The sequence below is a fragment of the Kitasatospora sp. NPDC059599 genome (assembly GCF_042735125.1).
Taxonomy (GTDB): domain Bacteria; phylum Actinomycetota; class Actinomycetes; order Streptomycetales; family Streptomycetaceae; genus Kitasatospora.
In genome coordinates this window covers 1-23,096 of the sequence record NZ_JBHWCL010000075.1, presented here as the reverse complement: position 1 = coordinate 23,096, position 23,096 = coordinate 1, and the positions used below count along the sequence as shown (strand labels likewise).

The 23,096-nt window shown below is 74.7% G+C and carries 25 protein-coding genes and 1 pseudogene; 10 read left to right on the top strand and 16 right to left on the bottom strand.

Translation table 11 applies throughout. The features are described from left to right. The first annotated feature begins 135 nt into the window (after nt 1–135). Nucleotides 136–1,575 carry an MATE family efflux transporter gene (locus tag ACFV04_RS24785; RefSeq protein ID WP_380532352.1) on the top strand — a complete coding sequence of 480 codons (1,440 nt, stop codon included), beginning with the start codon at nt 136–138 and terminating at the stop codon, nt 1,573–1,575. Nucleotides 1,576–1,661: 86 nt separating this feature from the next. Next, the gene (locus tag ACFV04_RS24780) at nt 1,662–2,189 is read left to right on the top strand and encodes a DinB family protein (protein ID WP_380347061.1); all 528 of its coding nucleotides are present in this window, start codon (nt 1,662–1,664) and stop codon (nt 2,187–2,189) included. Here the strand turns inward: ACFV04_RS24780 and ACFV04_RS24775 are convergent. Beyond that, nucleotides 2,176–3,555, bottom strand: a complete 1,380-nt coding sequence (locus tag ACFV04_RS24775; protein ID WP_380532349.1) for an MFS transporter — start codon at nt 3,553–3,555, stop codon at nt 2,176–2,178. The two genes, ACFV04_RS24780 and ACFV04_RS24775, sit on opposite strands and share 14 nt — an antisense overlap. Further along, a complete protein-coding gene (locus tag ACFV04_RS24770; protein ID WP_380532346.1) occupies nt 3,552–4,142 on the bottom strand; it encodes a TetR/AcrR family transcriptional regulator in 591 nt (196 codons plus the stop codon). Before ACFV04_RS24770 ends, ACFV04_RS24775 begins: the two co-directional genes overlap by 4 nt. 74 nt (nt 4,143–4,216) lie before the next feature. Between ACFV04_RS24770 and ACFV04_RS24765 the strand changes: the two genes are divergently transcribed. After that, nucleotides 4,217–4,402 (top strand): hypothetical protein, encoded by a 186-nt coding sequence (locus ACFV04_RS24765; RefSeq protein WP_380532344.1) that lies wholly within the window; start codon nt 4,217–4,219, stop codon nt 4,400–4,402. Between the two features lie 85 nt (nt 4,403–4,487). Here the strand turns inward: ACFV04_RS24765 and ACFV04_RS24760 are convergent, their stop codons facing one another. Continuing rightward, nucleotides 4,488–4,667: an antitoxin gene (locus tag ACFV04_RS24760; protein ID WP_360255455.1), complete on the bottom strand. Its 180-nt coding sequence runs from the start codon at nt 4,665–4,667 to the stop codon at nt 4,488–4,490. Between the two features lie 151 nt (nt 4,668–4,818). Here ACFV04_RS24760 and ACFV04_RS24755 point away from each other — a divergent pair, with 151 nt between their 5' ends. Both ACFV04_RS24755 and lpdA read left to right on the top strand, forming a co-directional pair. Beyond that, entirely contained in the window at nt 4,819–6,486 is a 1,668-nt protein-coding gene (locus tag ACFV04_RS24755) for a M28 family metallopeptidase (protein ID WP_380532341.1), read from the top strand. Nucleotides 6,487–6,769: 283 nt separating this feature from the next. Then, entirely contained in the window at nt 6,770–8,176 is a 1,407-nt protein-coding gene (gene lpdA / locus ACFV04_RS24750) for a dihydrolipoyl dehydrogenase (protein ID WP_380347054.1), read from the top strand. Nucleotides 8,177–8,312: 136 nt separating this feature from the next. Here lpdA and ACFV04_RS24745 read toward each other — a convergent pair whose 3' ends face one another. From ACFV04_RS24745 to ACFV04_RS24730, 4 genes are all read right to left on the bottom strand, one after another. Beyond that, nucleotides 8,313–9,104, bottom strand: a complete 792-nt coding sequence (locus tag ACFV04_RS24745) for a sigma 54 modulation/S30EA ribosomal C-terminal domain-containing protein (RefSeq protein ID WP_380347052.1) — start codon at nt 9,102–9,104, stop codon at nt 8,313–8,315. 159 nt (nt 9,105–9,263) lie between these two features. Beyond that, nucleotides 9,264–9,599 carry a GNAT family N-acetyltransferase gene (locus ACFV04_RS24740; RefSeq protein ID WP_360255446.1) on the bottom strand — a complete coding sequence of 112 codons (336 nt, stop codon included), beginning with the start codon at nt 9,597–9,599 and terminating at the stop codon, nt 9,264–9,266. Between the two features lie 472 nt (nt 9,600–10,071). Beyond that, on the bottom strand, nt 10,072–11,334 hold the full coding sequence (locus tag ACFV04_RS24735) for an AI-2E family transporter (protein WP_380347111.1): 1,263 nt from the start codon (nt 11,332–11,334) through the stop codon (nt 10,072–10,074). A 202-nt stretch (nt 11,335–11,536) separates the two neighbouring features. Next, complete coding sequence (locus ACFV04_RS24730) at nt 11,537–11,986, bottom strand: DUF6328 family protein (RefSeq protein ID WP_380532336.1); 450 nt, start codon at nt 11,984–11,986, stop codon at nt 11,537–11,539. A 56-nt stretch (nt 11,987–12,042) separates the two neighbouring features. Between ACFV04_RS24730 and ACFV04_RS24725 the strand changes: the two are divergent. Continuing rightward, nucleotides 12,043–12,309, top strand: a pseudogene (locus ACFV04_RS24725) (DUF6296 family protein); the annotation flags it as partial. Nucleotides 12,310–12,471: 162 nt separating this feature from the next. Here the strand turns inward: ACFV04_RS24725 and ACFV04_RS24720 are convergent. From ACFV04_RS24720 to ACFV04_RS24705, 4 genes are all read right to left on the bottom strand, one after another. Further along, the gene (locus ACFV04_RS24720; protein WP_380347049.1) at nt 12,472–12,699 is read right to left on the bottom strand and encodes a hypothetical protein; all 228 of its coding nucleotides are present in this window, start codon (nt 12,697–12,699) and stop codon (nt 12,472–12,474) included. A 298-nt stretch (nt 12,700–12,997) separates the two neighbouring features. Next, on the bottom strand, nt 12,998–13,459 hold the full coding sequence (locus ACFV04_RS24715) for a hypothetical protein (protein WP_380532333.1): 462 nt from the start codon (nt 13,457–13,459) through the stop codon (nt 12,998–13,000). Between the two features lie 181 nt (nt 13,460–13,640). Beyond that, nucleotides 13,641–15,479, bottom strand: coding sequence for an alkaline phosphatase family protein (locus tag ACFV04_RS24710; RefSeq protein ID WP_380347046.1), 1,839 nt, complete (start codon nt 15,477–15,479; stop codon nt 13,641–13,643). 309 nt (nt 15,480–15,788) lie between these two features. Further along, the gene (locus tag ACFV04_RS24705; RefSeq protein WP_380347044.1) at nt 15,789–16,454 is read right to left on the bottom strand and encodes a TetR/AcrR family transcriptional regulator C-terminal domain-containing protein; all 666 of its coding nucleotides are present in this window, start codon (nt 16,452–16,454) and stop codon (nt 15,789–15,791) included. 70 nt (nt 16,455–16,524) lie between these two features. On the opposite strand from ACFV04_RS24705, the gene ACFV04_RS24700 reads away from it, so the two are divergent. After that, nucleotides 16,525–17,943, top strand: a complete 1,419-nt coding sequence (locus ACFV04_RS24700; RefSeq protein WP_380532329.1) for an FAD-dependent monooxygenase — start codon at nt 16,525–16,527, stop codon at nt 17,941–17,943. Nucleotides 17,944–17,973: 30 nt separating this feature from the next. Here the strand turns inward: ACFV04_RS24700 and ACFV04_RS24695 are convergent, their stop codons facing one another. From ACFV04_RS24695 to ACFV04_RS24675, 5 genes are all read right to left on the bottom strand, one after another. After that, nucleotides 17,974–18,234, bottom strand: coding sequence for a hydrogenase subunit MbhD domain-containing protein (locus tag ACFV04_RS24695; RefSeq protein WP_380532326.1), 261 nt, complete (start codon nt 18,232–18,234; stop codon nt 17,974–17,976). Further along, nucleotides 18,219–18,551, bottom strand: coding sequence for a hypothetical protein (locus tag ACFV04_RS24690; RefSeq protein ID WP_380347040.1), 333 nt, complete (start codon nt 18,549–18,551; stop codon nt 18,219–18,221). Before ACFV04_RS24690 ends, ACFV04_RS24695 begins: the two co-directional genes overlap by 16 nt. A 250-nt stretch (nt 18,552–18,801) precedes the next feature. Then, a complete protein-coding gene (locus tag ACFV04_RS24685) occupies nt 18,802–18,999 on the bottom strand; it encodes a hypothetical protein (RefSeq protein WP_380532323.1) in 198 nt (65 codons plus the stop codon). 79 nt (nt 19,000–19,078) lie between these two features. Next, nucleotides 19,079–19,252 carry a CsbD family protein gene (locus tag ACFV04_RS24680; protein WP_380347037.1) on the bottom strand — a complete coding sequence of 58 codons (174 nt, stop codon included), beginning with the start codon at nt 19,250–19,252 and terminating at the stop codon, nt 19,079–19,081. 86 nt (nt 19,253–19,338) lie between these two features. After that, a complete protein-coding gene (locus ACFV04_RS24675) occupies nt 19,339–19,974 on the bottom strand; it encodes an SRPBCC family protein (protein WP_380532320.1) in 636 nt (211 codons plus the stop codon). A gap of 162 nt (nt 19,975–20,136) precedes the next feature. Here ACFV04_RS24675 and ACFV04_RS24670 point away from each other — a divergent pair, with 162 nt between their 5' ends. The 3 genes from ACFV04_RS24670 (at nt 20,137) to ACFV04_RS24660 (ending at nt 22,986) form a co-directional block, all read left to right on the top strand. Beyond that, on the top strand, nt 20,137–20,841 hold the full coding sequence (locus ACFV04_RS24670) for a TetR/AcrR family transcriptional regulator (RefSeq protein ID WP_380532317.1): 705 nt from the start codon (nt 20,137–20,139) through the stop codon (nt 20,839–20,841). A 242-nt stretch (nt 20,842–21,083) separates the two neighbouring features. Further along, nucleotides 21,084–22,619 (top strand): threonine/serine exporter ThrE family protein, encoded by a 1,536-nt coding sequence (locus ACFV04_RS24665; protein WP_380532314.1) that lies wholly within the window; start codon nt 21,084–21,086, stop codon nt 22,617–22,619. A 211-nt stretch (nt 22,620–22,830) separates the two neighbouring features. Next, nucleotides 22,831–22,986: a DUF6131 family protein gene (locus ACFV04_RS24660; protein ID WP_360255417.1), complete on the top strand. Its 156-nt coding sequence runs from the start codon at nt 22,831–22,833 to the stop codon at nt 22,984–22,986. The last annotated feature ends 110 nt before the right edge of the window (nt 22,987–23,096 follow it).

Genomic DNA, 23,096 nt, shown 5'->3' with positions numbered 1-23,096 from the left:
GAGCGCGCCGGTGGAGCGGTCATGATATCTCTTGCCGATGTACCTCGAATCGATGTATCTCTATTCGAGGTTGCCGTCCGGGCTCCGGCCGAAGGGCCCCGAGCAGGCCCCGGACGGCGGAACAGGGGAGGAATCATGCGCGGGCATCTGTCCCGACTCACGGCGCTCGCCGTACCCGTCTACGCGGAACTGCTGTCCGGGGTGGTCGCCTCGGTGATCGGCACGCTCTGGGTGGCCGGTCTCGGCGGGGCCGCGGTCGCCGCCGTCACCTTGGCCGGAACCGTCGAGAACCTGCTCCTCGGGCTCGTCCTGGTGGTCGGCTCCGGCACCAGCGTCCGGCTGTCCCGCGCACTCGGCGCCGGTGACCACGACGAGGCCGCCCGCACCACCCGCGCCGCCTGGTGGCTCTGCGCCGCGGGCAGTCTCGCCCTCGCCGTCCCCGGCTTCCTGCTCCGCGACCGGCTCGCGGGCGCCTTCCTGGACGGCGAGGCCGCCGCCCACGCCGCCGCGTACCTCACCGTCGCCTTCCCGGCCTTCGCGCTGTTCTTCGGTCAGCGGGTCGCCGACGAACTGTTCAAGGGTGCGGGCGACACCCGCACCCCGATGCGGATCGCCCTGCTCTCCAACGCCCTGCTGCTCGTCCTCGACCCGCTGCTCATCCTCGGCGCCGGCCCGTTGCCCGCCCTCGGTGTACCGGGCGCCGCGCTGGCGCTGGCCGCCTCCCGGGCGGTCGCCCTCGCCGTCACCCTGCGGCTGTCGGCGCGGCCGCAGCCGTGGCCCCGGCCGGCCCGGGCCGCCGGGGCAGTGCGCGCGGCGGCGGCGCGGATCGTGCGCGCGGGCACGCCGTTCGGCCTGGACTTCACCGCCCGGATGGCCGTCGGTACGGCCCAACTCGCGCTGGTGGCGGGCTTCGGTGTCGCGGCGGTGGCCGGCTACGGCGTCGGCTACCGGGTGCTGCTCGTCGTCACCATGGCCTTCTACGCGCTGCGCCAGGCCGCCGCGATCGAGGCCGCCCGCCTCACCGGCGCGGGGGAGGGCGGCGCGCTGTGCACCCTGCACCGCGCCACCGGACGGCTGGCCGCGCTCGTCGGTGCGGTGGCGGCGGTGCTGTCCGCGACGCTCGCCGCCCCGCTGACCGCGCTGTTCACCGACGACCCGGCGGTGGCGGCGCAGTCCGTCGGGTTCCTGCGGATGGCGGCGCTCTACCTGCTCCCGTACGCGCTGGTGGTAGCCCTCGGCGGGTTCCACCAGGCGGCGGGTGCCGGCCGCCCGGTGGTGCTGTCCGTCCTGGTCGGCCTCGGCGCCCAACTCGTCACCTCGGCCGCGCTGTCGGGGCCCCTGGGAGTGTCGGGCGTCCGGCTCGGACCGGTGGTGGGCGCGGTCCTGCAGCTCGCCCTGCTGGCGGCCCTCGCACGGCCTCGGGCGTCGGCTGCACCGAAACGACCGGTTGCACCGAAGCGACCGGCGGTACCGAAGCGACCGGCGGCACGGGAGCAGCCGGAGGCCTCGCGCCCCGCGCCCGCACCGCACCCGGCGCCGGCCGACGAACCGAGGGTGCTCCGAAGCGCCGAGTGACCCGCGGCGGCCGCGGCGCCCGCCGAGCGCCCGCCCCGGACCGGCGCGGGCGCGCGGAGGGTGCCGGCTGTGCGAGGGTGGCGGGCATGGCATCCACCCCGGACGGGCGGCCGATTCCGCCTGCGCACGCCGACGAACGGACCATGCTGGAGAGCTGGTTGGACTTCCAGCGGGCCACGCTCGCCACGAAGGTCGCCGGGCTCGACGACCGTCAGGTCCGGCTGGCCGCCGTACCGCCGTCGACGATGACCCTGCTGGGTCTGGTACAGCACCTCGCCGAGGTCGAACGCACCTGGTACCAGCGGGTGTTCGCCGGTCTGGAGGTGCCGCCGGTGTACGGCGCCGACAACCCCGACGGGTACGCGCTGGACCCGGGGCGGGGGGCCGCCGAGGCACTGGCGCGCTGGCGGGCGGAGATCGACCTCGGGCGCGAGCTGACCGCGTCGGCGTCCCTGGACGCCGCGGGCCCGCTCTCCGCCGGAGCCGCCGCGGCGCTCGGCTCGGAGACCGTCTCGCTGCGCTGGATCCTGGTCCACCTGGTCGAGGAGTACGCCCGCCACAACGGCCACGCCGACCTGCTCCGCGAGTGCGTCGACGGCGTCACGGGCGTGTGACGGACTCCGGTGCCCGTCCGGTGCCGTCCGGCAGCCGTGCGGCGAGCAGGGTCCCCGCCGCCGCCAGGGCGGCCATGGCCAGGGCGGAGGGCGTCAGCGCGGCGCCGGGGTCGCCGCTGCCAGTGGTGGTCGTGGCCAGCGCGATTCCGAGGGCCGGGCCGACGTTCAGCGCGGTCTGCTGCAACCCGCCCGCGACGCCGGCCTCGCCGGTGGACGCGCCCCGGACCACCAGCGCGGTGGCCGTCGCCATCACCGCGCCGAAGCCGGCCCCCAGCAGCAGGAAGCAGACGGTGATCCCGACGGTCCCCGAACCGGGGCCGAGCCGGGCGGTGAGCAATGCGCCCGACGTGACCAGGACCGTCCCCACCAGCACCACGGCGCGCTCGCCGTGACGCTTGGCCGGCCGGGCCGAGGTCGCCGCCGCGACGATCATCGCCACCGCGAGCGGCGCCGCCCGCAGTGCGCTCTGCAGCGGGTCGAGCCCCAGCACGTCCTGCAGGTAGTACGTCGCCGGGAAGAGCACGCCCTGGAGCGCCGCCGAGGTCGCGAGCAGGACCCCGAGCGGCGGTGCGACCGCCGGCGAGCGGAGCAGGGCGGGTGGCAGCAGTGGACGCGCGGTGCGCCGCTCGTGCCGGGCCAGGGCGAGGCCGAGCACTCCGGCCACCGCCAGGCCGAGCGCGGTGCCGGCCGACCAGCCGGAGTCCGGCAGGGCGACCAGGGTCTGCACGAGGCAGGCCAGGGCCAGTGCGAGCAGGGCCGCGCCCGGCAGGTCGAGCCCGCCGCCGGGTGCGGCCGCCGCCGGTCGTGCCGCGGACGGCACGGCGAGGACCGCGAGCAGTGCGGCCCCGGCGGGCAGGAGGCCGACCAGGAAGACCGACCGCCAGCCGAAGTGCGCGGTGAGCGCTCCGCCGACCAGGGGCCCGGCCGCCGCCGCGAGCCCGATCGCCGCGGTGCGCACCGCGATCGCACCGGCCAGCCGGTCGGCGGGCCAGGCGGTGCGCAGCATGCCGAGGGTGGCCGGCTGCAGCAGGGCGCCCGCCACGCCCTGGACCACCCGCAGGGCGATGACCCAGCCGATGCCGGGCGCGACGGCGATCGCGGCGGAGCTCGCGGCGAAGCCCGCCACGCCGAGGGCGAAGACGCGGCGGTGCCCGTAGCGGTCGCCGAGCCGGCCGGCGAAGACCAGCAGGGCGGCGACGGTGACGAGGTAGCCGGTGCCGGCCCACTGGACGGCGGCGACGGAGGCGTGCAGGTCACGCTGGAGGACGGGCCGGGCGACGGTCAGCACCGTGCCGTCGAGGGCGACCAGGACGGCGCCGGTGATGCTCGCGGCGAGGGTGAGCCGGCGGTGGAGCCGCGGTGTCACCGGGCGGCCGGGCCGAGGTGGGCGTCCAGCACGGCGCGCAGCAGCGGCTCGACGTCCTCGCCGCCGGTGATGAGCCGGAGGCTGCCCCAGGTGCGCAGCTGGGCCAGGCCGTGCAGGTTGGACCACAGGGCGGCGGTGGCGGTGGCCGGGTCGTCGGCGTCCGGGTGCACCTCGGAGACCAGGCCGACGAAGGTGAGGAACAGCGGCACGCTGGTGCGGCGCAGTTCCGCACCGCTGCCCTCCAGCAGGTCGTGACGGAACATCAGCTCGAACATGCCGGGGTTGGCGGCGGCGAAACCGAGGTAGGCGCGGGCGAGCGCGTCGAGGCGGCTGCGGGCGTCGCCGCCGGTGCCGGCGGCGAGGGCGTCGGCACCGGCGAGCGTGTCGGTGAGCCGGCCGAAGCCCTGCTGCGCGATGGCGGCGAGCAGTTCGCGGTGGGTGGGGAAGTAGCGGCGGGGCGCTCCGTGCGAGACCCCGGCGTGGCGGGCGATCTCGCGCAGTCCGAGTGCCTGGACGCCCCCGGTGGTCACCAGTTCGACGCCGGCGGCCACCAGTCGGGCGCGGAGGTCCCTGTCCTGATCAGTCATGGACACTGTCTACCAGGGTGGCGTAGACAGTGTCTACTCGCCGTCGGTCGGGTGCCGGGAGCAGAATCGGTGGCATGGACGAAGGCGGCGAGTCGGCCTGCTGGCTGGAGCGGGTGTGCCCGGAGTGCGGACGGCTGCGGGAGCGGTCCGGTCCGGAACCGTGCGAGAACTGCGGTGCCACCGGCGACGACCCGCCCTGTGGTGCCACCGGCGACGACCCGCCCCGCGGCGCCGGACGGACGGACCCGGGCCACAGCTGAGCCCCCCGACAGGGCACGGAGAGCCGGACCCCGGCCCGGCCGCTCGGCCGGACCGGGGTGGCGCACGCCTGGACGGCGGGCGGCGCTACTGCGCCGGCGGCTCGTCCCGGAACTGGTTCTTCATCTGCTCCTGGGCGGTGTCCACCTGGCTGCCGTACGTTCCCTGGGTGTGCTCGTCGACGGTGTCACCAGCCTTGTCGACGGCCTTGTCGGCCTGCTCCTCGTGGCCCTTCAGCAGGCTCTTGAGCTTATCCATCATGGACATGTGGTCACACTCCTGGATGAGACGGCCCCACTCCTCCAATATCACCGCGCATCCCCCCGCGCGCATCCCGCGGGCCGCGCGGCGGGCTTGGCAAGGCGATTCCGGTCCTGTCAAATCGTGAGTTCACGGCCCGTCGGAAGGAGTCGCCCTGATGCTGCGCACCCGTCGCTCGACCTCCCCGCTCGACCGCTCCACCACGAACGACCGCGCCACCCGGCCGGACAACGCCACCCCGTTACCGCGCTCACGCGGCGGCGCCGCCGCCCGGCGCGGCGCGGGCGCCGCACTGACTGTCGCCACCCTGGTCACCCCGCTGCTGCTGGCCGGTGCCGGGAGCGCGGTGGCCGACCCCGACCCGGCGCGCAAGGGCGCCAAGCTGGCCGCGCGGCTGGTCGAGGCGAGCGACGCCGAGACCGCCCGCGACACCCTGGCCGCGCTGCAGCGGATCGCCGACCGCAACGACGGCACCCGGGTGGCGGGTTCGAAGGGCCACGAGCAGTCCGCGCAGTACGTCTACGACCGGGCGCGGCGCGCCGGACTCAAGGTGTCCAAGCAGGAGTTCGAGTACACCTTCTTCGAGGCCCGGACCCAGCGGCTCGACGTGCTGTCGCCGAAGGCCGAGTCCGTCCCCGTGATCGCGATGACGTACTCGGTGAGCGGCCCAGACGCGGGCCTGACCGCCGAGTTGGCCGTCGCGCCGGTCAGCGCCACCACCGGCTGCGCGGCCACCGACTACCCGGCGGGCGGGTTCACCGGCAAGGTCGCCCTGATCCGGCGGGGCGGGTGCAGCTTCGCCCAGAAGCAGGCCGCCGCGGCGGCGGCGGGCGCGGCCGGCGCGCTCATCTACAACAACGCCGACGGTGACCTCAACGGCACCCTCGGGGACCCGACCGCCGGAAAGGTCCCGACCGGCGGGATCACCAAGGCGGCCGGTGAGGCACTGGCCGCCGGGGCGGCCGCCGGGCCCGTCCGGGTGACCCTCGACCTCCGCACCTTCATGGAGCCGCGCAAGACCTGGAACGTCATCGCGGAGACCCGCGGCGGCGACCCGGCCAACACCGTGATGGTCGGGGCGCACCTCGACTCCGTCCCGGCCGGGCCCGGCATCAACGACAACGGCTCCGGCTCGGCGGGCATCCTGGAGGTCGCCGAGAACCTCAACGTCCACCCGGTGAAGAACAAGGTCAGATTCGCCTGGTGGTCCGCCGAGGAGTTCGGCCTCAAGGGTTCCGAGGCGTACGTGGCGTCACTCTCCGAGGCGGATCGGAAGAAGATCCGGCTCTACCTCAACTTCGACATGATCGCCTCCCCCAACTACGCGCAGTTCGTCTACAACGGCTCCGGCAGCGCCGGCGGCGGCGCGGGCCCCGAGGGCTCGGCGCAGATCGAACGCGACATCACCGGTTACCTGGACGGCCTCGGCCTGCCGCACGACCCGACCGCCTTCGACGGCCGCTCCGACTACGGTCCGTTCATCGACGCCGGCATCCCGGCCGGCGGCACCGACACCGGCGCCGAGAAGATCAAGTCCCCGGAGCAGGCGGAGCGTTACGGCGGCACGGCGGGCACCGCCTACGACACCTGCTACCACAAGGCCTGCGACAACCTCGGCAACATCGACATGGACGCCTTCGACGTCAACATCGACGTGATCGCCAACGCCGTGGGCACCTACGCCTGGGACCTCTCCTCCCTCCAGCGGCCCGTACCGGTGCCGGCCCCGACCGGGAAGTCGGCGGCCGTGGGCGCGGGCGGCCCCGGCACCAGCGGCACGAACGACGCCGGAGTGGGCGGCTGCGCCGACGACGTGGCGGCCTGATGCCCGGGTGGGCCCGCTGCCGTCCTCGGGCGGCGGGCCCACCCGCCCGCCGTACGCACCGCGAACGCCGCCTCCGACCGTGCCACCGCTCCCTCCCCTCCGTCATCGTCCCTGATGGGCGCCGGTGCGGTCACCGTAGCGGAGACCACTGACAATCCGGCCCCGGGCCTGTACGGTGCCGCGCGGAGCGCATCCGCCGAGACCCGGTGGGTGCGCCGAGCCCGGTCCTGCCACCATGGGACCGAGATCACGACACCGTGACACCCTCGGAGGAGTCAGCAACATGAGCACGCACTACGACGTCGTCGTCCTCGGCGCGGGCCCCGGCGGCTACACCGCCGCCGTCCGCTCGGCCCAGCTGGGCCTGAAGGTCGCGGTCATCGAGGCCAAGTACTGGGGCGGCGTCTGCCTCAACGTCGGCTGCATCCCCTCCAAGGCCCTGCTGCGCAACGCCGAGCTCGCCCACATCTTCACCAAGGAGGCCAAGACCTTCGGCATCAAGGTCGAGGGCCAGGTGACCTTCGACTTCGGCGAGGCGTTCCGCCGCAGCCGTTCGGTGGCCGACGGCCGGGTCAAGGGCGTCCACTACCTGATGAAGAAGAACGGCATCACCGAGTACGACGGCTGGGGCACCTTCGTCGACGACCACACCCTGCAGGTCGCGCTCAGCGGCGGCGGCTTCGACGTCGTCACCTTCGACCACTGCGTCATCGCCGCCGGGGCCACCACCCGCCTGCTGCCCGGCACCAGCCTGAGCGAGCGCGTCGTCACGTACGAGGAGCAGATCCTCACCGAGCAGCTGCCGGAGAGCATCATCATCGCCGGCGCCGGCGCGATCGGCGTCGAGTTCGCGTACGTGCTGCACAACTACGGCGTGAAGGTCACCATCGTCGAGTTCCTCGACCGCGTGGTGCCGCTGGAGGACGTCGAGGTCTCCACCGAACTCGCCAAGCAGTACCGCAAGCTGGGCATCGAGGTGCTGACCTCCACCCGGGTCGAGTCGATCGACGACAGCGACCCCGGCGCCAAGGTCCGCGTCACCGTCACCAAGGACGGCGAGCAGAAGGTGTTGGAGGCCGACAAGGTGCTCCAGGCGATCGGCTTCGCCCCGCGGGTCAACGGCTACGGCCTGGAGAACACCGGGGTCAAGCTCACCGACCGCAACGCCATCGCGGTGGACGGCCGCGGCCGCACCAGCGTCGAGCACATCTTCGCGATCGGCGACGTCACCGCCAAGCTGATGCTCGCGCACGCCGCCGAGGCCATGGCCGTGATCGCCGCCGAGACCATCGGCGGGGCGGAGACCATGGAGGTCGACTTCGCCATGATCCCGCGCGCCACCTACTGCCAGCCGCAGATCGCCTCCTTCGGCTACACCGAGGCGCAGGCCCGGGAGCTGGGGTACGACGTCAAGGTCGCCAAGTTCCCGTTCACCGCGAACGGCAAGGCGCACGGCCTCGGCCACCCGATCGGCTTCGTCAAGGTCATCAGCGACACCACGCACGGCGAGCTGCTCGGCGCCCACCTGATCGGCCCCGAGGTCACCGAGCTGCTGCCCGAGCTGACGCTGGCCCAGCAGTGGGACCTGACCGTCCACGAGGTCGCCCGCAACGTGCACGCCCACCCGACGCTGGGCGAGGCGGTCAAGGAGGCCATCCACGGTCTCGCCGGTCACATGATCAACATGTGACGCACCGTCCCCGACGTCCGGGCGCACCCGGCCGGACCCGGTCGGACGCCGCACCGCGCCCCGCCGAGCAGCCGCTCGGCGGGGCGCGTCGGGTTCCCGGGCTCGGTGCCGTCCCGCGGTCAGGCCTGTTCCGCGGTCAGGCCCGTCCCGCGATCAGACCGAGCCGGCCGTCGAAGCGCCGGTAGAGCACGCGGCCGCGCCCGCTGACGGGGTCGGCGAAGAACAGGAACGGCAACTCGGCGTCCACCAGCCGGTCGACGGCCCGCGCCTCGCTCAGCCGGGGCGCGCCGTACGGACTGAGCGTGATCGGCGCGGTGCGGCGGCCGGGCGGTCCGGCGGCGACGGTGCGGGCCAGCCGGTAGCCGGTCGGCCCGACGCGGTAGACGACGGCGTCGGTCTCGGTCGCCGGATCGGTGAACAGGTGGATGTGGTAGTCCATCGCGTCCATGGTCCGGGCGGCCGCCTCCGGCGAACACCACACCAGCGCGGGCTCCTTGCGCCGGACGATCCGGGGGTCCCCGCCGCCCCCGCCGACCCCCCGGTCCGCGGCGGACGGGACGACGGGCGGCACGGCGGACGCGTCGACGAGCGCCCCGGCGGGTGAGGCGATCCGGTGGGCGCCCGGCCACGGGCGCGGCGCCCAGGCCCCGGTGACGGCCCTGATCCTGCCGCGCAGCGCGTCGGCGGCCCGGTCGAGGGATTCACCCAGCTCGGCGGCGACCTCCTGCACCCGGATCCGCCGACCGTCCACCTCGGCGTTCACCTGCGCCAGCACACCCCCGGCCACGGCCGCCAGCCTGACCCGCAGCGCCTCCACCAGCGTCCCCACGCCGGGTGCCACCGCTGCGGCGGCGACCCGGACCCGGGCCTCGGCCAGGACCTCGCCCGTCAGCCCCTCGAACGCCCCCACTGCGACCAACTCGCCCATCACCAGGCCCTTCCATTCCCGTCCGGCGCACTCCGCCGACCAGGATCCCCATCCCCCCGTCGCCCCGGCCAGGGACCAACGACCCCACCCGCTGGGCCGACCGGGCCCACCAGGGAACGGGAGAACGGGCCCGGGGCAGGGCGCCGCGGGGCGGGTCGCTCAGGCGAGCCGGGTGCGGAGCCAGCCCTTGACCTCGGGGGTGACCGGGTCGGTGATGTCGGTGAACTCCTCGTGCTTGGTGAGGAACTTGGCGACGTACGGGCAGATCGGCACGATCCGCTTGCCGGCCGCGCGTACGTCGGTCAGCGCGTCCTGGACGAGACGGCCGGCGAGGCCCTGCCCGGCGAAGGCGTCGTCGATCTCGGTGTGGAAGAAGACGCGCTGGTCCTCGTGGTCCCGGTACTCGGTGAAGCCGGCGAGCGTGCCGTCCACGAGGATCTCGTACCGGTGCCGCTCGTCCGCGCGCTCGACGACGGTGCTGGTGGGAGTGGTCACGGTGGGGCCCTTCGGTCGTGCGGAGTGTCGCTGGAGTCGATCATGGGCATCCTGCCAGGCCGTCCCCCGGAGGGACCATCCCCGTCCTCGGGAGCCGGGCCGTCCCCGCTGCTCCGGAGCCGGTGCTCCGCGCCGGGTGCTCCGACGCCGAGTGACCCCGCGCCCGGGCGACCTCGCGCTGCCCCGCGTGGCGCCGGAGGTGGCGGCGGTGGCAGGCCCGGGGCGCTCGCGCGGGGAGCTGCGGATGCTGGCGGAGATCGAGGACGATCTGCGTGCGGACAGACGCGCCGGACCGTGCCCCCGAGCACCACGCACGTGGTGCCGGGTGCCGGGCGGCGTGCCCGGAACGGTCGTGCGCCTGCCGACCGCCGTGCTGTCGGTGTTGCGGCCCCTTTCCCCGTCCCCGTCCCCGTCGCCGGCTCCGTCGTCGGGTCTGCCGTCGGGTCTGCCGCCAGCCAGCGCCACCGCGCACTCAGCGGCCGCGCCGGTCGTCCTCGGCGGGGTCCGGGCTCCGGCGCTCGTCCGCGCGGCCGTGCGGCCGGTCGCCCGGCACCGAGGGATCGTCCCGTGAGCGCCCGGGCGGGCCGCGGTGGGCCCGCAGGTCGCGGAGTTCGCCGATCACGGCCCAGGCGACCGACACCACCGGCACCGCCACCACCGCTCCCAGGACGCCGGCCAGGACGGCGCCGCCGGTCACCGACAGGGCGATGACCACCGGGTGGATCCGGACGGACCAGCCGAGCACCAGTGGGTGCAGCAGGTGTCCCTCGATCTGGCCGATGACCACGATCAGGGCGAGCACCAGCAGCGCGACCACCGGCCCGCGCGCGGCCAGGGCGACCACGGAGGCGACGGCCAGGGCGATCGGCGAGCCGATCAGCGGGATGAGCGCCGCCACGAACTCCAGCACCGTCAGCGGCAGGACCAGCGGCACCCCCAGGATCGCCAGGGCGACGCCGACCAGCACGGCGTTGGTCGCCGCCACGATCAGCACGCCGCGGGTGTAGCCCGCGAAGGTGCGCCAGGCCGCGCGCCCGGCCCGGTCCCAGACGGTACGGCGGCGGGCCGGCAGCTGCCCCTGCGCCCAGGACCACATCCGGTCGCCGGAGTGCAGGAAGAACACCGAGCAGAACACCGCGAGCGCCAGCCCGGTGACCAGCTCGACGGCTCGGCCAGCGCCGCTGAGGGCGGTGCTGACCAGCGTCGAGCGGTGGGTGGAGATGAAGTCACCGATCTTCGCCCGCAGGTCGGTGACGGTCCCGGGCCGCAGGTGGAAGGGGGCGCCGGTCAGCGAGCGGTCGATCCGGCCGAGCCCGCCGCGCACCTCGTTGCCCAGCCGGTTCCACTCGTCGGCGACGGTCGTCCCGACCAGCGCCAGGACCCCGCCGATCACCGCTAGGGCGCAGAGGAAGGCGATCAGGACGGCGAGCGAGCGGGGCATCGCCCTGGCCAGCAGGTCGACCAGCGGGCGCAGGACCGAGGTGATGACGAGCGCGATGAACACCGCGATGACCGGCAGTTCCAGCCGGCCGAGGACGTCGACGACCAGGTAGGCGCCGACGCCGAGCAGCCCCAGCCGCCAGGTGTACCCGGCAGCCGTTCGCAGTCCTCCGGGGACGTGCTCGACCGGCCCGGCCCGGTCGGCGTGCTCCACCGGGGCCCGGCGGCGCGGTGCCACCCGGGGGCGTCTGCTGCCGAGCGGTACGGCCCGCCGGTTCGGCCCGGAGCCGTTCATCCGCACGGGTGGCCTCCCTTGGGTCCTGTCCGGCTCCTGGGTCCTGTCCGGCGGGGGCGCGGCCCGCCCCGCGACGTCACGGTGTGCGGACGGCGTCGGCGGGGACGGATCATCGAAGCCTCCCGGGTGGAAGTCCTGCTCCCAGCGTCTCTCCGGCGGGGACTCTTCGTACACCCGCACCTTCATGCCCGCCGTGCGCACGTCACCGCGGCGGGTCGCGGGCGGGCGGGGCGCGGGCCGTGCGGTCGGATCCGGTGCCGGCGGACGGCGGGCCGGAGTGCCCGTCGTCCCGGCGCAGGTGCAGGACCGGCAGGAGCAGCCAGGAGAACGCGAACCAGAGCACGACGGCACCGGCGATCAAGCCCGAGGACGCCGCGTCGTCGGTCGCGACCCGGAGCAGGAGCAGCAGCGCCGACCCGATGGTCAGTGCCGGCAGGACCAGGCCGCCCACCACCAACCGGGCCGCCGAGTCGACCGGTTGGGGCTTGCGGCGGCGCCCTGCGAAGACCCGGTGGTAGCCGACCGGGGCGGTGGGCCGGTCGGCCCGCTCGTCGGGCGACTCCCGGCGGCCGGTCCGGCGGGGGTCGGCGCGGCGGCGGCCGGTCCGGCGGGGTTCGGTGCGGCCGTGGGGGTCGGTGTCCGGCGTGGTCATGGGATCGCCTCCGAGTCCTGTTCACCGGTGCGTGCAGCCAGGCCCGGGCCGGGCAGATGCGCGGGTGGCCGTTCCCGGGCCGGGTACACGCAGCGTCGTCCCCACCCGTCGTCCCCCGTCGTCCGGGCGCCGTCGGAGGCCCGGACAGGTGTGCCGTCCGTGTACAAGCGGCCTGGCGCGGGAGGAGATTCGGTGACACGGGGTGGGGGAAGAAGGTGGCCGTCATGAGAAACCTCACCCGCCGTTACGCGGTGACCCTCCCCGGCCCGGTCGGCGGGCACGCTCCACCGGCCGTCGTCGTCGTCCACGAGACGAGCGCCGTGGGCCCGGCGGGGGGCTCGTCCGGGAGAGCGCGGACGGCGGACTCCGGGTGGGGATCAACGGAGGGTGGCCACCGTCCTCGCGGCGCCGGCGACCGGCGACCGGCAGCCGGCACCCGTGCCTCACGGCCGTGCCGCTCCCGTGACCGCTGGCGGAGCGGACGGTTACCGGGCGCTGGCCGCCAGGGCCTCGCGCACGGTGAGCAGGCAGGGATCGCAGTAGCGGTCCGGTGCGGCCTCGACGGCGGCGTTGTCCCCCGCCGGGACGACCCGCTGGGACGGCTCCAGGAACCGCCCGCACAGCGACGACGTCGCGTCGTCCTTCGCCACCACGTGCCACACCACGGCGGGCGGGGACACCGCCGGGTCGTGCTCGGCCCACATCTCGTACACGGCGCTACCTCCGGATCGCTGGGGCTCGGTCAGTCCATGCAACCCCGGGGTCCGCCGAACGGCCACCGGGCCGGACCCGGTGGGATGGTTGTCGGCCCGGTGGGGCCGGAGGCCGCTCCGGGGTGCGTGGATCCGCCGGCCGTGGGCGGACGCGCGCCGCGTGAGGTCGGGCCCCGCGCCGGACGCCCGGTCTGCGCCGCACGGCCATGGCGGCCCCCGGACGGAGTAGCCGGTCTGCTGCCGTCCGTGCGCCTGCCCCCGCTCGGTGGTGGCGACACGTCTGCCCGGCCGGCCCCGCTCACCCGGGCGGGCCGAGCCGTAGCCGCACGGCCAGGTGGGGCCCCTGCGCCTCGCGCTCCTGCTCGACCGTCCCGCAGAGGGCGGTGAGCACCGTCAGCACCCGTTCGACGTCCTCGTGGCCGCCGAGCAGGTCCGCGTCGATCCCGCCCGCCAGGGTGATCGCCTGCGCCGGCGTGGCCCGGTCCCGCCCGCTGCGCGCGTCGAAGGCCTGGGAGAACAGGTGCACGCCGGCCGGTGCCGCGCGGGGCGGGGCACCGGCGGGCCGCGGGCCGGCCACCACCCGGGTGCCCTCCGAGGTCACGGTCGGCGGGTCCTCCCACACGTTGCCGACCCGGGTGCGTCCGCGTCCGGTGTGGTTGGGGAAGACGGTCTCCAGTGCGTCCAGCACCGTGTGCGCCGCCTCCGGCGGGCCGTCGGCGAGGCGGACGAGCACGTGTCCGGCCGCCAGGGGCAGGCCCATGGCCCGTCTCCTTCCGGTGGGATTCGCTCCCTTCCGTTCTACGGCCGCAGGCACGGCCTGCGCACCCCGGGCGGACGGCGGTGGCACCGTCCCGACCGCCCCGGAACGCGGACACCGCCGGGCCCTCGACGAGGACCCGGCGGTGTCGGCACGCCGGTGCGTGCGCGCTGTGGACGGAGCGTCAGGCGCGGCGGCCGCGCCGCCGCCGGGTGACGAACACCGCGCCGCCGCCGAGCGCCAGCAGCGCCACGGCCGTGATCGCGATCGGCACGGTGTTCGAGTCCGCGCCGGTGGTGGCCAGCGCCGGACCGGAGGCGCTGCCGGTGGGCGCCGCGACGGCGGTGCCGCTGCCGGTGCCGTCCGTCGGGCCTGCCGGGGCGGAGGCGGAGGCCGTGGCCGAGCTGCCGCCGGTGGGCTGACCGGTCGGCGTGGCCCCGCCGGCGGGCTGGCCGGTGGCCGGGTCGAGCAGGAGGGTGGCGGCCTGCGGGGACTTGAAGTCGAACATGCCCTCGATGGAGCCGGCGTGCTCGTCGAAGGAGGCGTCGCCGATCCGGCCGGTCTTCCAGTTGTCCTCGACGAAGCGCAGGACGGAGGTCTGGTCGGTCAGCGTGTGGTCCACGAAGTTGGCCTTGGCGTACGGGGACGCGACCATCAGCGGCAGGCGCGGGCCGTAGCCGCAGCGGTCGGCGTAGCCGCCCGCGCCGCCGTCCTTGCCGCACTGGCCGGGGCCGTTGAGGCTGTCGTTGGCGGCGTCCCGCGAGCCGTTGACGGGCTCGGCGAACTTGTGGTCGTACCAGCCGTCCGAGTCGTCGTACGCGATGACGACGGCGGTGGAGGCCCAGTCCTTGGACTTCTGGAGCTTGTTCAGGGTGTCCACGACGAAGTGCTGCTCGTCCAGCGGGTCGGAGTAACCCGCGTGCCCGTCCTGGTAGTTGGCGGCCTTCAGGTAGCTGACGGCGGGCAGGTTGCCGTGCTGCAGGGCGGCGTCGAAGTCGGTCAGGTCGTACTGGTGGTTGGCCTGGCCGTTGTGCCCGACCTCGTCCACGTCCTTGGGCGCCAGGTGCTTCGGGTTCGCGGTGGACTTGTAGTACTGGAACGGCTCGTGGTGCGGGTTGTAGTCGGTCTGCGACGCACCCACGATGTTGTCGTGGGCGGCCCCGCAGACGGCCTTGCCGTCCTTCTCGCCGGTCGGCTTGAACCCGCCCTGGAACCAGCCCCAGCTGACGCCCTTGTCGTTCAGCAGGTCGCCGACGTTCTTGCCGGTCATCACCAGCTGGTTGTGCTGGGGGCTGGAGCAGTCGTCGTAGCCCGGGTCCGGGTCGTTGATGACGGTGCCGACGCCGTTGGCGTCCGGGGAGGAGACCACGTAGGCGTCGGTGGTCTTCTGGCCGGTCTTCGGGTCGACCGGGTAGCCGCCGTGGGTCTGACCGGTGACCAGGTTGAGCGCGCCGGGGGTGGACGGGCCGTAGGTGGTGCCGAAGAAGCTGTCGCTCATCGCGAAGCGCTGGGCGTAGTTCCACAGGGCGGTGACGGTGTTGCCGTCGTAGTAGTCCATCACCAGGCCGGGCTGGGTGAACATCGGCGCCTTGCAGCTCTCGACGTCGGTGTGCTCGACGAACTTGTCCATCTTGCCGCCGTCGAAGGCGAGTTGCTCGTCCTTGTAGGTGTGGTCCTGGTCGCAGGTGACGGCCTGGGACGGGCTCAGCCGCTTCGGGTTGGTCCCGTTCGGGTTGTGGTGGAGCAGGTCGTCGGAGAGGCCGTCGACCTTCGGGGTGCCGGGCTTGGCGGTGAACTTCACCTTGTCGTCGGCGGTGTTGGCCGCGTTCGGGTAGGTGCCGAAGTAGTGGTCGAAGGAGACGTTCTCCTGGAATATCACCACCAGGTGCTTGATCGGCGTGGCGGTCTGGGGGGCGTCGGCCGCGAAGGCTGCGGGCGCGCCGCCGAGGGCCGCCAGGGAGACCGCGCCGAGCAGGCCGGCTCCGGAGCGGAGCCACCGTGTGCGGGTGGGGACTGCGTACATGGTTGGTACCTCGAACGTCAGATCATTTTTTTCAGAGTTGGGGCCCCGCCGGTGGATCTTGGGCGGCGGGGCGCCACGAAGGTAGACGGGCGAGGTGAACGCAGTTTACATGTACACGTGAACGCCGGACCAACGGGGGTGGTACGAGGGGGAGCGTTCCGGCTTCGAAAAGGTTCGGATGCGTCGGAAGCTTGACGGCGCGTCGGATGCGTGACGGCCCGTCGGGTGACCGGTGACCGGTGACCGGTGACCGGTGACCGATGGCCGATGGCCGGTGGCTCGCGTCGGTGGACCGCCGGTCTGCGGCCGTCAGTCGGTCATGGTCGCCTCGACCCCGGCCAGGACCAGCGCCAGGCCCGCCTCGAAGCCCTCGTCGAAGTCCCGGAACATCACCCGGCCCGCCTCGGCGGCGAGCGGGTGGGCGGCCAGGCGCTCGGCGCGCGCCTCGACGTCGTAGCCCTCGTCCCCGTCGAAGGGGTTGGGGCCCATGGCCTGCTCCTCGATGACGTAGCCGATGGTGTAGCTGTACGCGGTGTACCAGGCCCGGGTGGCGGTCGCCATGGTGAAGCCGGCGTCGATGAGCAGGCGCAGCGAGGCGTCGAGGCCGGCCGCGTACGAGGTGTCGGTGAACCGGGCGCCGCTGTAGACCTTCGCGCCGTCGCGGTGGCGCAGGAGTTCGGCGCGCAGGGCCCGCATCGTGGTGAGGTACACCGCCCGCCAGTCGGCCGGTGCCTCCGCCGGGCCGCCGCCCGCCCCGGCCGCGCGGGCCGTCATCCGGCGCATGATCTCGGTCGCCATCTCGTCCAGCAGCGCCTGCTTGTCCTTGAAGTGCCAGTACAGCGCGGGTGCCTTGACGTCGAGCGAGGCGGCGATGGCGCGCAGGGTGAGGCCGTCGAGGCCGACCTCGTCGAGCAGTCTCAGTGCGGCGTCGACGACCTGGGCGCGATCGAGCTTGGGGGTTCTCTGCGGGGTCACGCTTGACAGTTTAACGCCGTTAAGTGCACGCTTCCGGCATCGGCTGCTTAACAACGTTAAGGGGGTTGCCGTGACCGCTCGCGGCACGCACACGGACGTCCTGATCATCGGCGCCGGGCCCACCGGCCTCGCCCTCGCGCTCGACCTCGCCCGGCACGGCGTCGCCGCGCTGGTGGTCGAGCGCGGCGCGGAGCTCTTCCCCGGCTCGCGCGGCAAGGGCCTGCAGCCGCGCACCCTGGAGGTCCTGCACGACTACGGCGTGCTCGACCGGGTTCGCGAGGTGGCCGGCCACTACCCGCCCAACCTCTTCTGGAAGGGCGGCGAACCGCAGGACGAGCGCCGCATGTACGAACCGGCCGAACCCTCCGAGGCCGAGCCGTACACCGAGACGCTGATGCTGCCCCAGTGGCTCACCCAGCGGATCCTGCACGGGCGGCTGCGCGAGCTGGGCGGCGAGGTCGCGTTCGGCCGCGAACTGGCCGGCCTCCGCCAGGACGAGGACGGCGTGACCGCCGAGTTCACCACCGGTGCCCCGGTCCGGGCCCGCTACCTCGTCGCGGCCGACGGCGGACGCTCGACCGTCCGGCGACTGCTCGGCATCGGGATGACCGGGGAGACCGTCGACCCCGCGCCGATGCTCATCGCCGACGTCCGGGTCACCGGACTGGGCCGCGAGCACTGGCACGTGTTCCCCTCCGACGAGGGACTGCTGGCGATCTGCCCGCTGGGCGGCACCGAGGACTTCCAGCTCGTCGCCGGGTTCCCCGAAGGGACGGCCGTCGACCTCACCCTCGACGGCCTGCGCGCGGTGGTCGCCGCCCGCTCCCACCTGACCGCCGAGCAGGTGACCGAGCTGCGCTGGATCTCCGGGTTCCGCCCGCGCGCCGCACTGGCGGACCGCTTCCGCGCGAGCCGGGTGTTCCTCGCCGGCGACGCCGCGCACGTCCACTCGCCGGCCGGTGCGCAGGGCCTCAACACCAGCGTCCAGGACGCGTACAACCTGGCCTGGAAGCTGGCCGCCGTGCTGGCCGGCCGGGCGGACGCCGCGCTGCTCGACACCTACGAGGAGGAGCGCCGCGCCAACGCGGCGGAGATGCTCGCCCTGTCGACCCGGGTCCACCGCGGCGAGGAACGCCGCGGCCGCGCTACCCAGCAACTCGGCCTCGGCTACCGGGAGTCCTCGCTCGCCGTGGACACCCGCCCGGACCTCCCGGAGGACGCGCTGCGCGCCGGCGACCGCGCCCCCGACGGACAGCGCGGCGGCACCCGCCTGTTCGACGCCTTCCGCGGTCCGCACTGGACCCTGCTGACCGTCGGCACCGACGACCCGCTGCCCGCTCTCACCGCCCCCGTGGTCCGCATCCCGGCCTACGGGGCGTACGGCACCGGCGTGTTCCTCGTCCGCCCGGACGGCTACCTCGGCTGGGCCGGCCGGACGGCCGACGGCCTCACGGACTATGCGGACCGCCACGGGCTCCTCGACGGCTGACCGGGCCGGACCGGTGCGGCCGCCCGGCGTTCACTCGGGACGGTCGTCGGAGCGCTCGTCGCGACGCCCCCGGCGTACCGCCAGCAGCAGGAGCAGCGTGGTGATCGCGCCGCCGATGGCCAGCCGGGAGAGCTCGACGCCGGGCGCCCGGAGGACGGTGAGGAGGGCGGCGAGGCAGAGCCCCAGCAGCGCGAGGACAGCGGCCTGCCGCATCAGGTCGCGGGTGAGCGCCGCAGTGGTGGCGGCGAACCCGGTCAGCAGCAGGGTGATCACGATCAGCGCGTCGGCCACCGGTCGGCCCCCCGGGCGGTCTCGACGCGTGCGGTCGCCCGGGCGGCGGCCGTCGCGCCGTCGGTGCGCTCCGTCAACGCCGGCTCCAGTGGCGTGATCTGACGGACGAGGGCAAGCCGGCCGACCCGTCGGCCGTCGGGGGAGGCCGCGAGCGGCGGCCGGCCGGGGGCGAGTCGCAGCACCGCCGCGCCGGCCGCCCCGAGCAGGGCGATACCGCCGCCCACCGCCGCCTCCAACGGCGGCACCGAGCTGATCAGCACGAGGTTGAGCAGCAGCAACGCCCCCCACCAGAGCAGGAGTTCGGCTGCGGTCCGCATCTCGTCCCTCCCGTCCCGGTCGTCGGTGCAGTGCCGCGGGTGCGGCGAGCGGCCCCAGGTGTACCGCCCGGTGGGCGACGGCGTCCCGCGCGCAACGCCGCCGTGCGCGGGATCGCCGTTCCGGACCACTCGTTCGCCGGAGCGCGCGGCGGAATCGTCCGATCAGCCGATTCCTCGGATCATCGGACGTGCGGCCCGGACCGGCGTGCGCGGGGCGAACCGCCCGGGGCGGAGCACCCGCCGCGCCGGCTCAGTCCGGCGGCTCGTGCGGCTCCGGTTTACGGGCCGGCTCGTGGGCCGGTTCGGTGGTCCGGTACTCGGGCCCGTCCTCCGGCCCCTTCCGGTCCTCGTGCCCGGGTGGCGGCGAGCCCTCGCCGGCCAGCCGGGACTCGGGGGTCTCGACGGGGACCGGAAGGTCCTTGGGCACGGGCTGGTCCTGGTCGGTCATGGGATTCGCCTCCTCGGCCGAGTGTGCGGGGGGAGTGCGTCACCCGGGGGCCGTCGGGGTGCGGCCCCCGGGCGACGGGTCAGTGCTTCCCCGCGTCCTTGATCTTCTCTCCGGCCTGCTTCAGGTCGCTCTTCACCTGGTCGGCCTTGCCCTTGGTTTCGATCGTGCGGTCGCCGGTGGCTTTCCCGGCGGCTTCCTTGATCTTGCCGCCGGCCTTCTCCGCCATGTTGCGCATCTTGTCGTCGGTCCCCATGGCAGGTGCTCCTCTCGTCGACGGGGCGAGGTCCGCCCCGGGCCGCGTCTGCCCGGACGGCCGGGTTCCATGCGCGGGTCCGCGGTTCAGTTCCGCTGCTGCCGGGCGCGGGCCTCGGCGGTGGTCGTCAGGTCGTGCAGCCAGCCGTCGAGGCCCTGGCGCAGGATGGCGGTGGCGGCGGGCACGTTCGCGTCGACCTGGGGGCCGGTGTGGGTCTCCTCGGTGCGCACCAGGACACCGCCGTCGACGGCGGTGAAGTTCCACACGTGGACGCCGTCGATGTGCAGGCCCTCGGCGTCGGCGGGGCCGGTCCAGCGGATGCAGGAGCCGGGCCGCACCTGCCGGACGGTCGAGGTGATGTCCAGTTCGGTGGCCGTGGTCGCGGGGTTCGGGGGCAGCGGGGTGGTCCAGTGGAACACCGAACCCCGGCGCAACGGGCCGTGGTCGAGGCGCTCCGCGCTCCGGACCGGGGCCTGCCAGGCGGGCCAGCGCGCGATGTCGGTCTGCAGCTTCCAGACGGTGCGCAGCGGCGCGTGGACCAGCGCCTCGGTCCGGTACCGCACTTTGGCGCCGGGGTCGACGCCGGCCCCCCGGCAGGTGAGGGAGGTGTCGTGGCGCGAAGTGGCGGCTCCGGCCGGAGCGGCGGCGGCGCCGAGCAGGCCGAGGACGAGCGGGACGGTGACGAGGGCGGCGCGGGCGCCGGTGCTGCGGGTGCCGGACATGGAACTCCCCTTCGCTGACGGGCGGTTCGAGGTGGAGCTAGAAGCTCACGCTTTCGTGAGAAGTTGTAACTCGGCGACGAGGCCGGGGTCAATAGCCTTCGTGATAGCCTCTAACGAAAGCGTGAGTATCTAGGCGCGCATGACGCGGAGGGCGGGCCGGGCATGGCGAAGACGGGCACGGGCGCGGACACGCCGCGCGAGCGCTACCGCGCCCAGCTGCGCGAAGAGGTCAAGCGGCACGCCCGGGAGCAGATCGCCACGGCGGGCGCCTCCGCGCTCTCGCTCAACGCGATCGCCAAGCAGATGGGCCTGAGCGGCCCCGCGCTCTACCGCTACTTCGCCGGCCGCGACGAACTGATCACCGAACTCGTCCGGGACGCGTACCGGAGCCTCGCCGACACCCTCGGCGCGGCCGCCGCCGACGGCGCCGACCTCGCCGGGCTCGCGCGCACCCTGCGCGGCTGGGCCCTGGCCGACCCGCAGCGGTACTTCCTGCTCTACGGCACCCCCGTCCCCGGCTACCACGCGCCGCAGGACACCGCCGCCGTCTCCGATGCGATCATGCGCACGCTGCTTGACGCCTGCACGGCGGCGACTCCCGGGGCGCCCCGGGCGCCCGAGGCCCCCGAGGCGCCCGAGGCGCCCGAAACCGCGGGGACGGCGCTCGCCGCTCACCTGGCGGCGCACCGGGATTGGGTCGGCGACCACCCCGCCCCCATCGGTGCGATCCACCGCTTCCTGGCCTTCTGGACCCGCCTGCACGGCGTGCTCTCCCTGGAACTCGCCGGGCACTTCGGCGGCATGGGCTTCGACCCCGACCTGCTCTTCGAGGCCGAGCTGGAGGGCCTGCTGGCCCCCCGGTTCTGATCGACCCCCGGTGGGGGCAGGCTCGCTCGTCGGACTCGTCGGACTCGTCAGGCCGACACCCCGAGCGCGGACCCGCCGCCTTGCCGGTCCGCCGCGCGGCACACCGGCCGCGATGGGGCGTGTACGGCCGGTCGCACTCCGATCCGGACGGGTGCGCAAGGCCCCGGATGTTCACAGAACCGTCACTTCGGGTAGTTGATCGACAGCAGTGAGTGGACAGGGGGTGGGGTCAGGGAGTCGCCATGTCGGATCACGATCAGCTCGGCGCGCCTGCCGGTCCGGACGGACGTCCGCCCCGCTCGGAGCGGGTGCCGCAGCAGGGCGCAGCGCCCGGAAGCCCCGCCGGGGACACCCGGCCGCCCCCCGGGGACGCTGCCGCCGCGGGGCCCTGGCACGACCGGATGCTGCCGTTGCTGCGCACTCCGACGGCCGACCGCCGACTGGCGCCCGACCCGTCCGGCGCGGAGCCGCCCGGAGCCGCTGAACCGGCCCGGGTGCTGGACCTCGCACTGCTGGTGGGCGAACTGCTGCTGGCCAGCGGCGAGGCGGCGGAGGACGTCGAGGCCGCGATGCTCGCCGTCGCGCGCGCCTACCGCGTCCACCCGTGCGACCCGCAGGTCACCTTCACCCGGGTGGCGATCTCCTACCAGCCGGGCTCCTCGGAGCCGCCGTTGACGGCGGAGTGCTCGGTGCGCCGCCCGGCCGGTGACTACGCGCGGCTGGCCGCGGTCTTCCGGCTGGTCACCGAGATCGCGGCGGGCGGCGTCACCGTCCACGACGCCCACGACCGCCTGGTCGCCGTCCACCGGCCCAGTCGCCGCTATCCCGTCCGGATCCGCCTGCTCTGCTGCGGCCTGCTGGCCGGGGCGGCGACCCTGCTGGTCGGTGGCCGGGCCGACGCCCGGGCCTGGCTGGTGTTCGCCAGCGCCGTTGTCGCGGCCCTGGCCGGCGACCGGCTCTCCGCCCTGGTGGCGCGGCACGACCTGCCGGCCTTCTACCAGTTCGTGGTGGCCGCGGCCCCGGCGGCCGTGATCGGCATCCTGCTGTCCTTCAACGGGCTGCACCTGCGCGGATCGGTGGTGATCACCGGCGGGCTGTTCGCGCTGCTGCCGGGCTGGCCCATGGTGGCGGCGGCCCAGGACGGCCTCGCGGGCTTCTACCTGACCGCCGCCGCTCGCCTGCTGGAGGCGCTGTACCTGATGGCCGGCGTGGTGATCGGCGTGATGGCCGTCCTGTACGTCGGCGTCAACAACGGCGCCGACCTGGCCGCCCAGGACGTCCCGGCCGCGGCGGACAACCCCCCGCTGCAGCTCACCGCGGCGGTGCTGCTGACCCTGGCCTTCGCGGTGCTGCTGAACACCGAGCCGGCCGCGCTGCCCGCGGTCCTGCTCAACAGCGCGGTCGGCTGGACGACGTACGGGGTGCTGGCCGACGCCGGCGCGGAGCCGATCCTGGCGACCGGCCTCGCGGCCGGGCTGGTCGGACTGTCCGGCCAGTTGATGGCGCGCTACCGGGGCGCCCCGGTGCTGCCGCACGTCACGGCGGCCCTGGGCCCGTTGCTGCCCGGGTCGGTGCTGTACTTCGGGATGCTCGCCTTCGTCCGGGGGCGGCCCGAGGTCGGGCTGAGCGGGATCGGGCGGGCGGCCGCGATGGCGATGGCCCTGGCGATCGGCGTCAACCTGGGCCGCGAGCTGGCCCGTCTCTTCCTGCCGGTCGCGCGTGCGGCCCCGCGCCCCGGTCCGCCGGCCCGCCGGACGGGTGGCCGCCACCGTCGGTGACGCAGCTCGGCGCGGCGCCGCGGCACCGCGCCGAGCCCGACGGCGAGCGGTGCGCCGAGCCCCGCGTCGAGCCCGGCGCGCACCGGCGTCGGTCGGCCGGTTTGCCCCGCCGCCGGAGCGGTACACGCGGTGCTGTGAACCACATCGGGAGCGGGCGGTTCCGAGGCCGCCCGCCCGACACCCATCCGCCTGTCCAGCCAGGGAGGCTCCCGTGATCGTGCTCGGCGTCATCCTGCTCATCATCGGCTTCGTCACCAGCATCTCGATCCTGTGGACCATCGGCATCGTGCTGGTCCTCATCGGTCTGGTCCTGTGGGTCGCCGGCGCCCTCGGGCACGCCGTCGGCGGACGCCGCCACTACTACTGAACGGGTCCGGACCGGTTCGGGACCGGGCCGCCCCACCGTCGCGGAAGGAGGTCGGCCACGACCGACGGAGAGGACGAGGGGGAGCGGCAGGGGGTCGGACCGTCGGCGAC

Bases quoted from the DNA above. Each gene is read 5' to 3' on its own strand.
- ACFV04_RS24745 (WP_380347052.1), bottom strand. From the start codon at position 9,104: ATGGGCGAGTTGGTCGCAGTGGGGGCGTTCGAGGGGCTGACGGGCGAG.
- ACFV04_RS24675 (WP_380532320.1), bottom strand. From the start codon at position 19,974: ATGTCCGGCACCCGCAGCACCGGCGCCCGCGCCGCCCTCGTCACCGTC.
- ACFV04_RS24785 (WP_380532352.1), top strand. From the start codon at position 136: ATGCGCGGGCATCTGTCCCGACTCACGGCGCTCGCCGTACCCGTCTAC.
- lpdA (WP_380347054.1), top strand. From the start codon at position 6,770: ATGAGCACGCACTACGACGTCGTCGTCCTCGGCGCGGGCCCCGGCGGC.
- ACFV04_RS24735 (WP_380347111.1), bottom strand. From the start codon at position 11,334: ATGAACGGCTCCGGGCCGAACCGGCGGGCCGTACCGCTCGGCAGCAGA.
- ACFV04_RS24670 (WP_380532317.1), top strand. From the start codon at position 20,137: ATGGCGAAGACGGGCACGGGCGCGGACACGCCGCGCGAGCGCTACCGC.
- ACFV04_RS24765 (WP_380532344.1), top strand. From the start codon at position 4,217: ATGGACGAAGGCGGCGAGTCGGCCTGCTGGCTGGAGCGGGTGTGCCCG.
- ACFV04_RS24665 (WP_380532314.1), top strand. From the start codon at position 21,084: ATGTCGGATCACGATCAGCTCGGCGCGCCTGCCGGTCCGGACGGACGT.
- ACFV04_RS24685 (WP_380532323.1), bottom strand. From the start codon at position 18,999: ATGACCGACCAGGACCAGCCCGTGCCCAAGGACCTTCCGGTCCCCGTC.
- ACFV04_RS24770 (WP_380532346.1), bottom strand. From the start codon at position 4,142: ATGACTGATCAGGACAGGGACCTCCGCGCCCGACTGGTGGCCGCCGGC.
- ACFV04_RS24680 (WP_380347037.1), bottom strand. From the start codon at position 19,252: ATGGGGACCGACGACAAGATGCGCAACATGGCGGAGAAGGCCGGCGGC.
- ACFV04_RS24690 (WP_380347040.1), bottom strand. From the start codon at position 18,551: ATGCGGACCGCAGCCGAACTCCTGCTCTGGTGGGGGGCGTTGCTGCTG.
- ACFV04_RS24710 (WP_380347046.1), bottom strand. From the start codon at position 15,479: ATGTACGCAGTCCCCACCCGCACACGGTGGCTCCGCTCCGGAGCCGGC.
- ACFV04_RS24715 (WP_380532333.1), bottom strand. From the start codon at position 13,459: ATGGGCCTGCCCCTGGCGGCCGGACACGTGCTCGTCCGCCTCGCCGAC.
- ACFV04_RS24760 (WP_360255455.1), bottom strand. From the start codon at position 4,667: ATGTCCATGATGGATAAGCTCAAGAGCCTGCTGAAGGGCCACGAGGAG.
- ACFV04_RS24780 (WP_380347061.1), top strand. From the start codon at position 1,662: ATGGCATCCACCCCGGACGGGCGGCCGATTCCGCCTGCGCACGCCGAC.
- ACFV04_RS24730 (WP_380532336.1), bottom strand. From the start codon at position 11,986: ATGACCACGCCGGACACCGACCCCCACGGCCGCACCGAACCCCGCCGG.
- ACFV04_RS24755 (WP_380532341.1), top strand. From the start codon at position 4,819: ATGCTGCGCACCCGTCGCTCGACCTCCCCGCTCGACCGCTCCACCACG.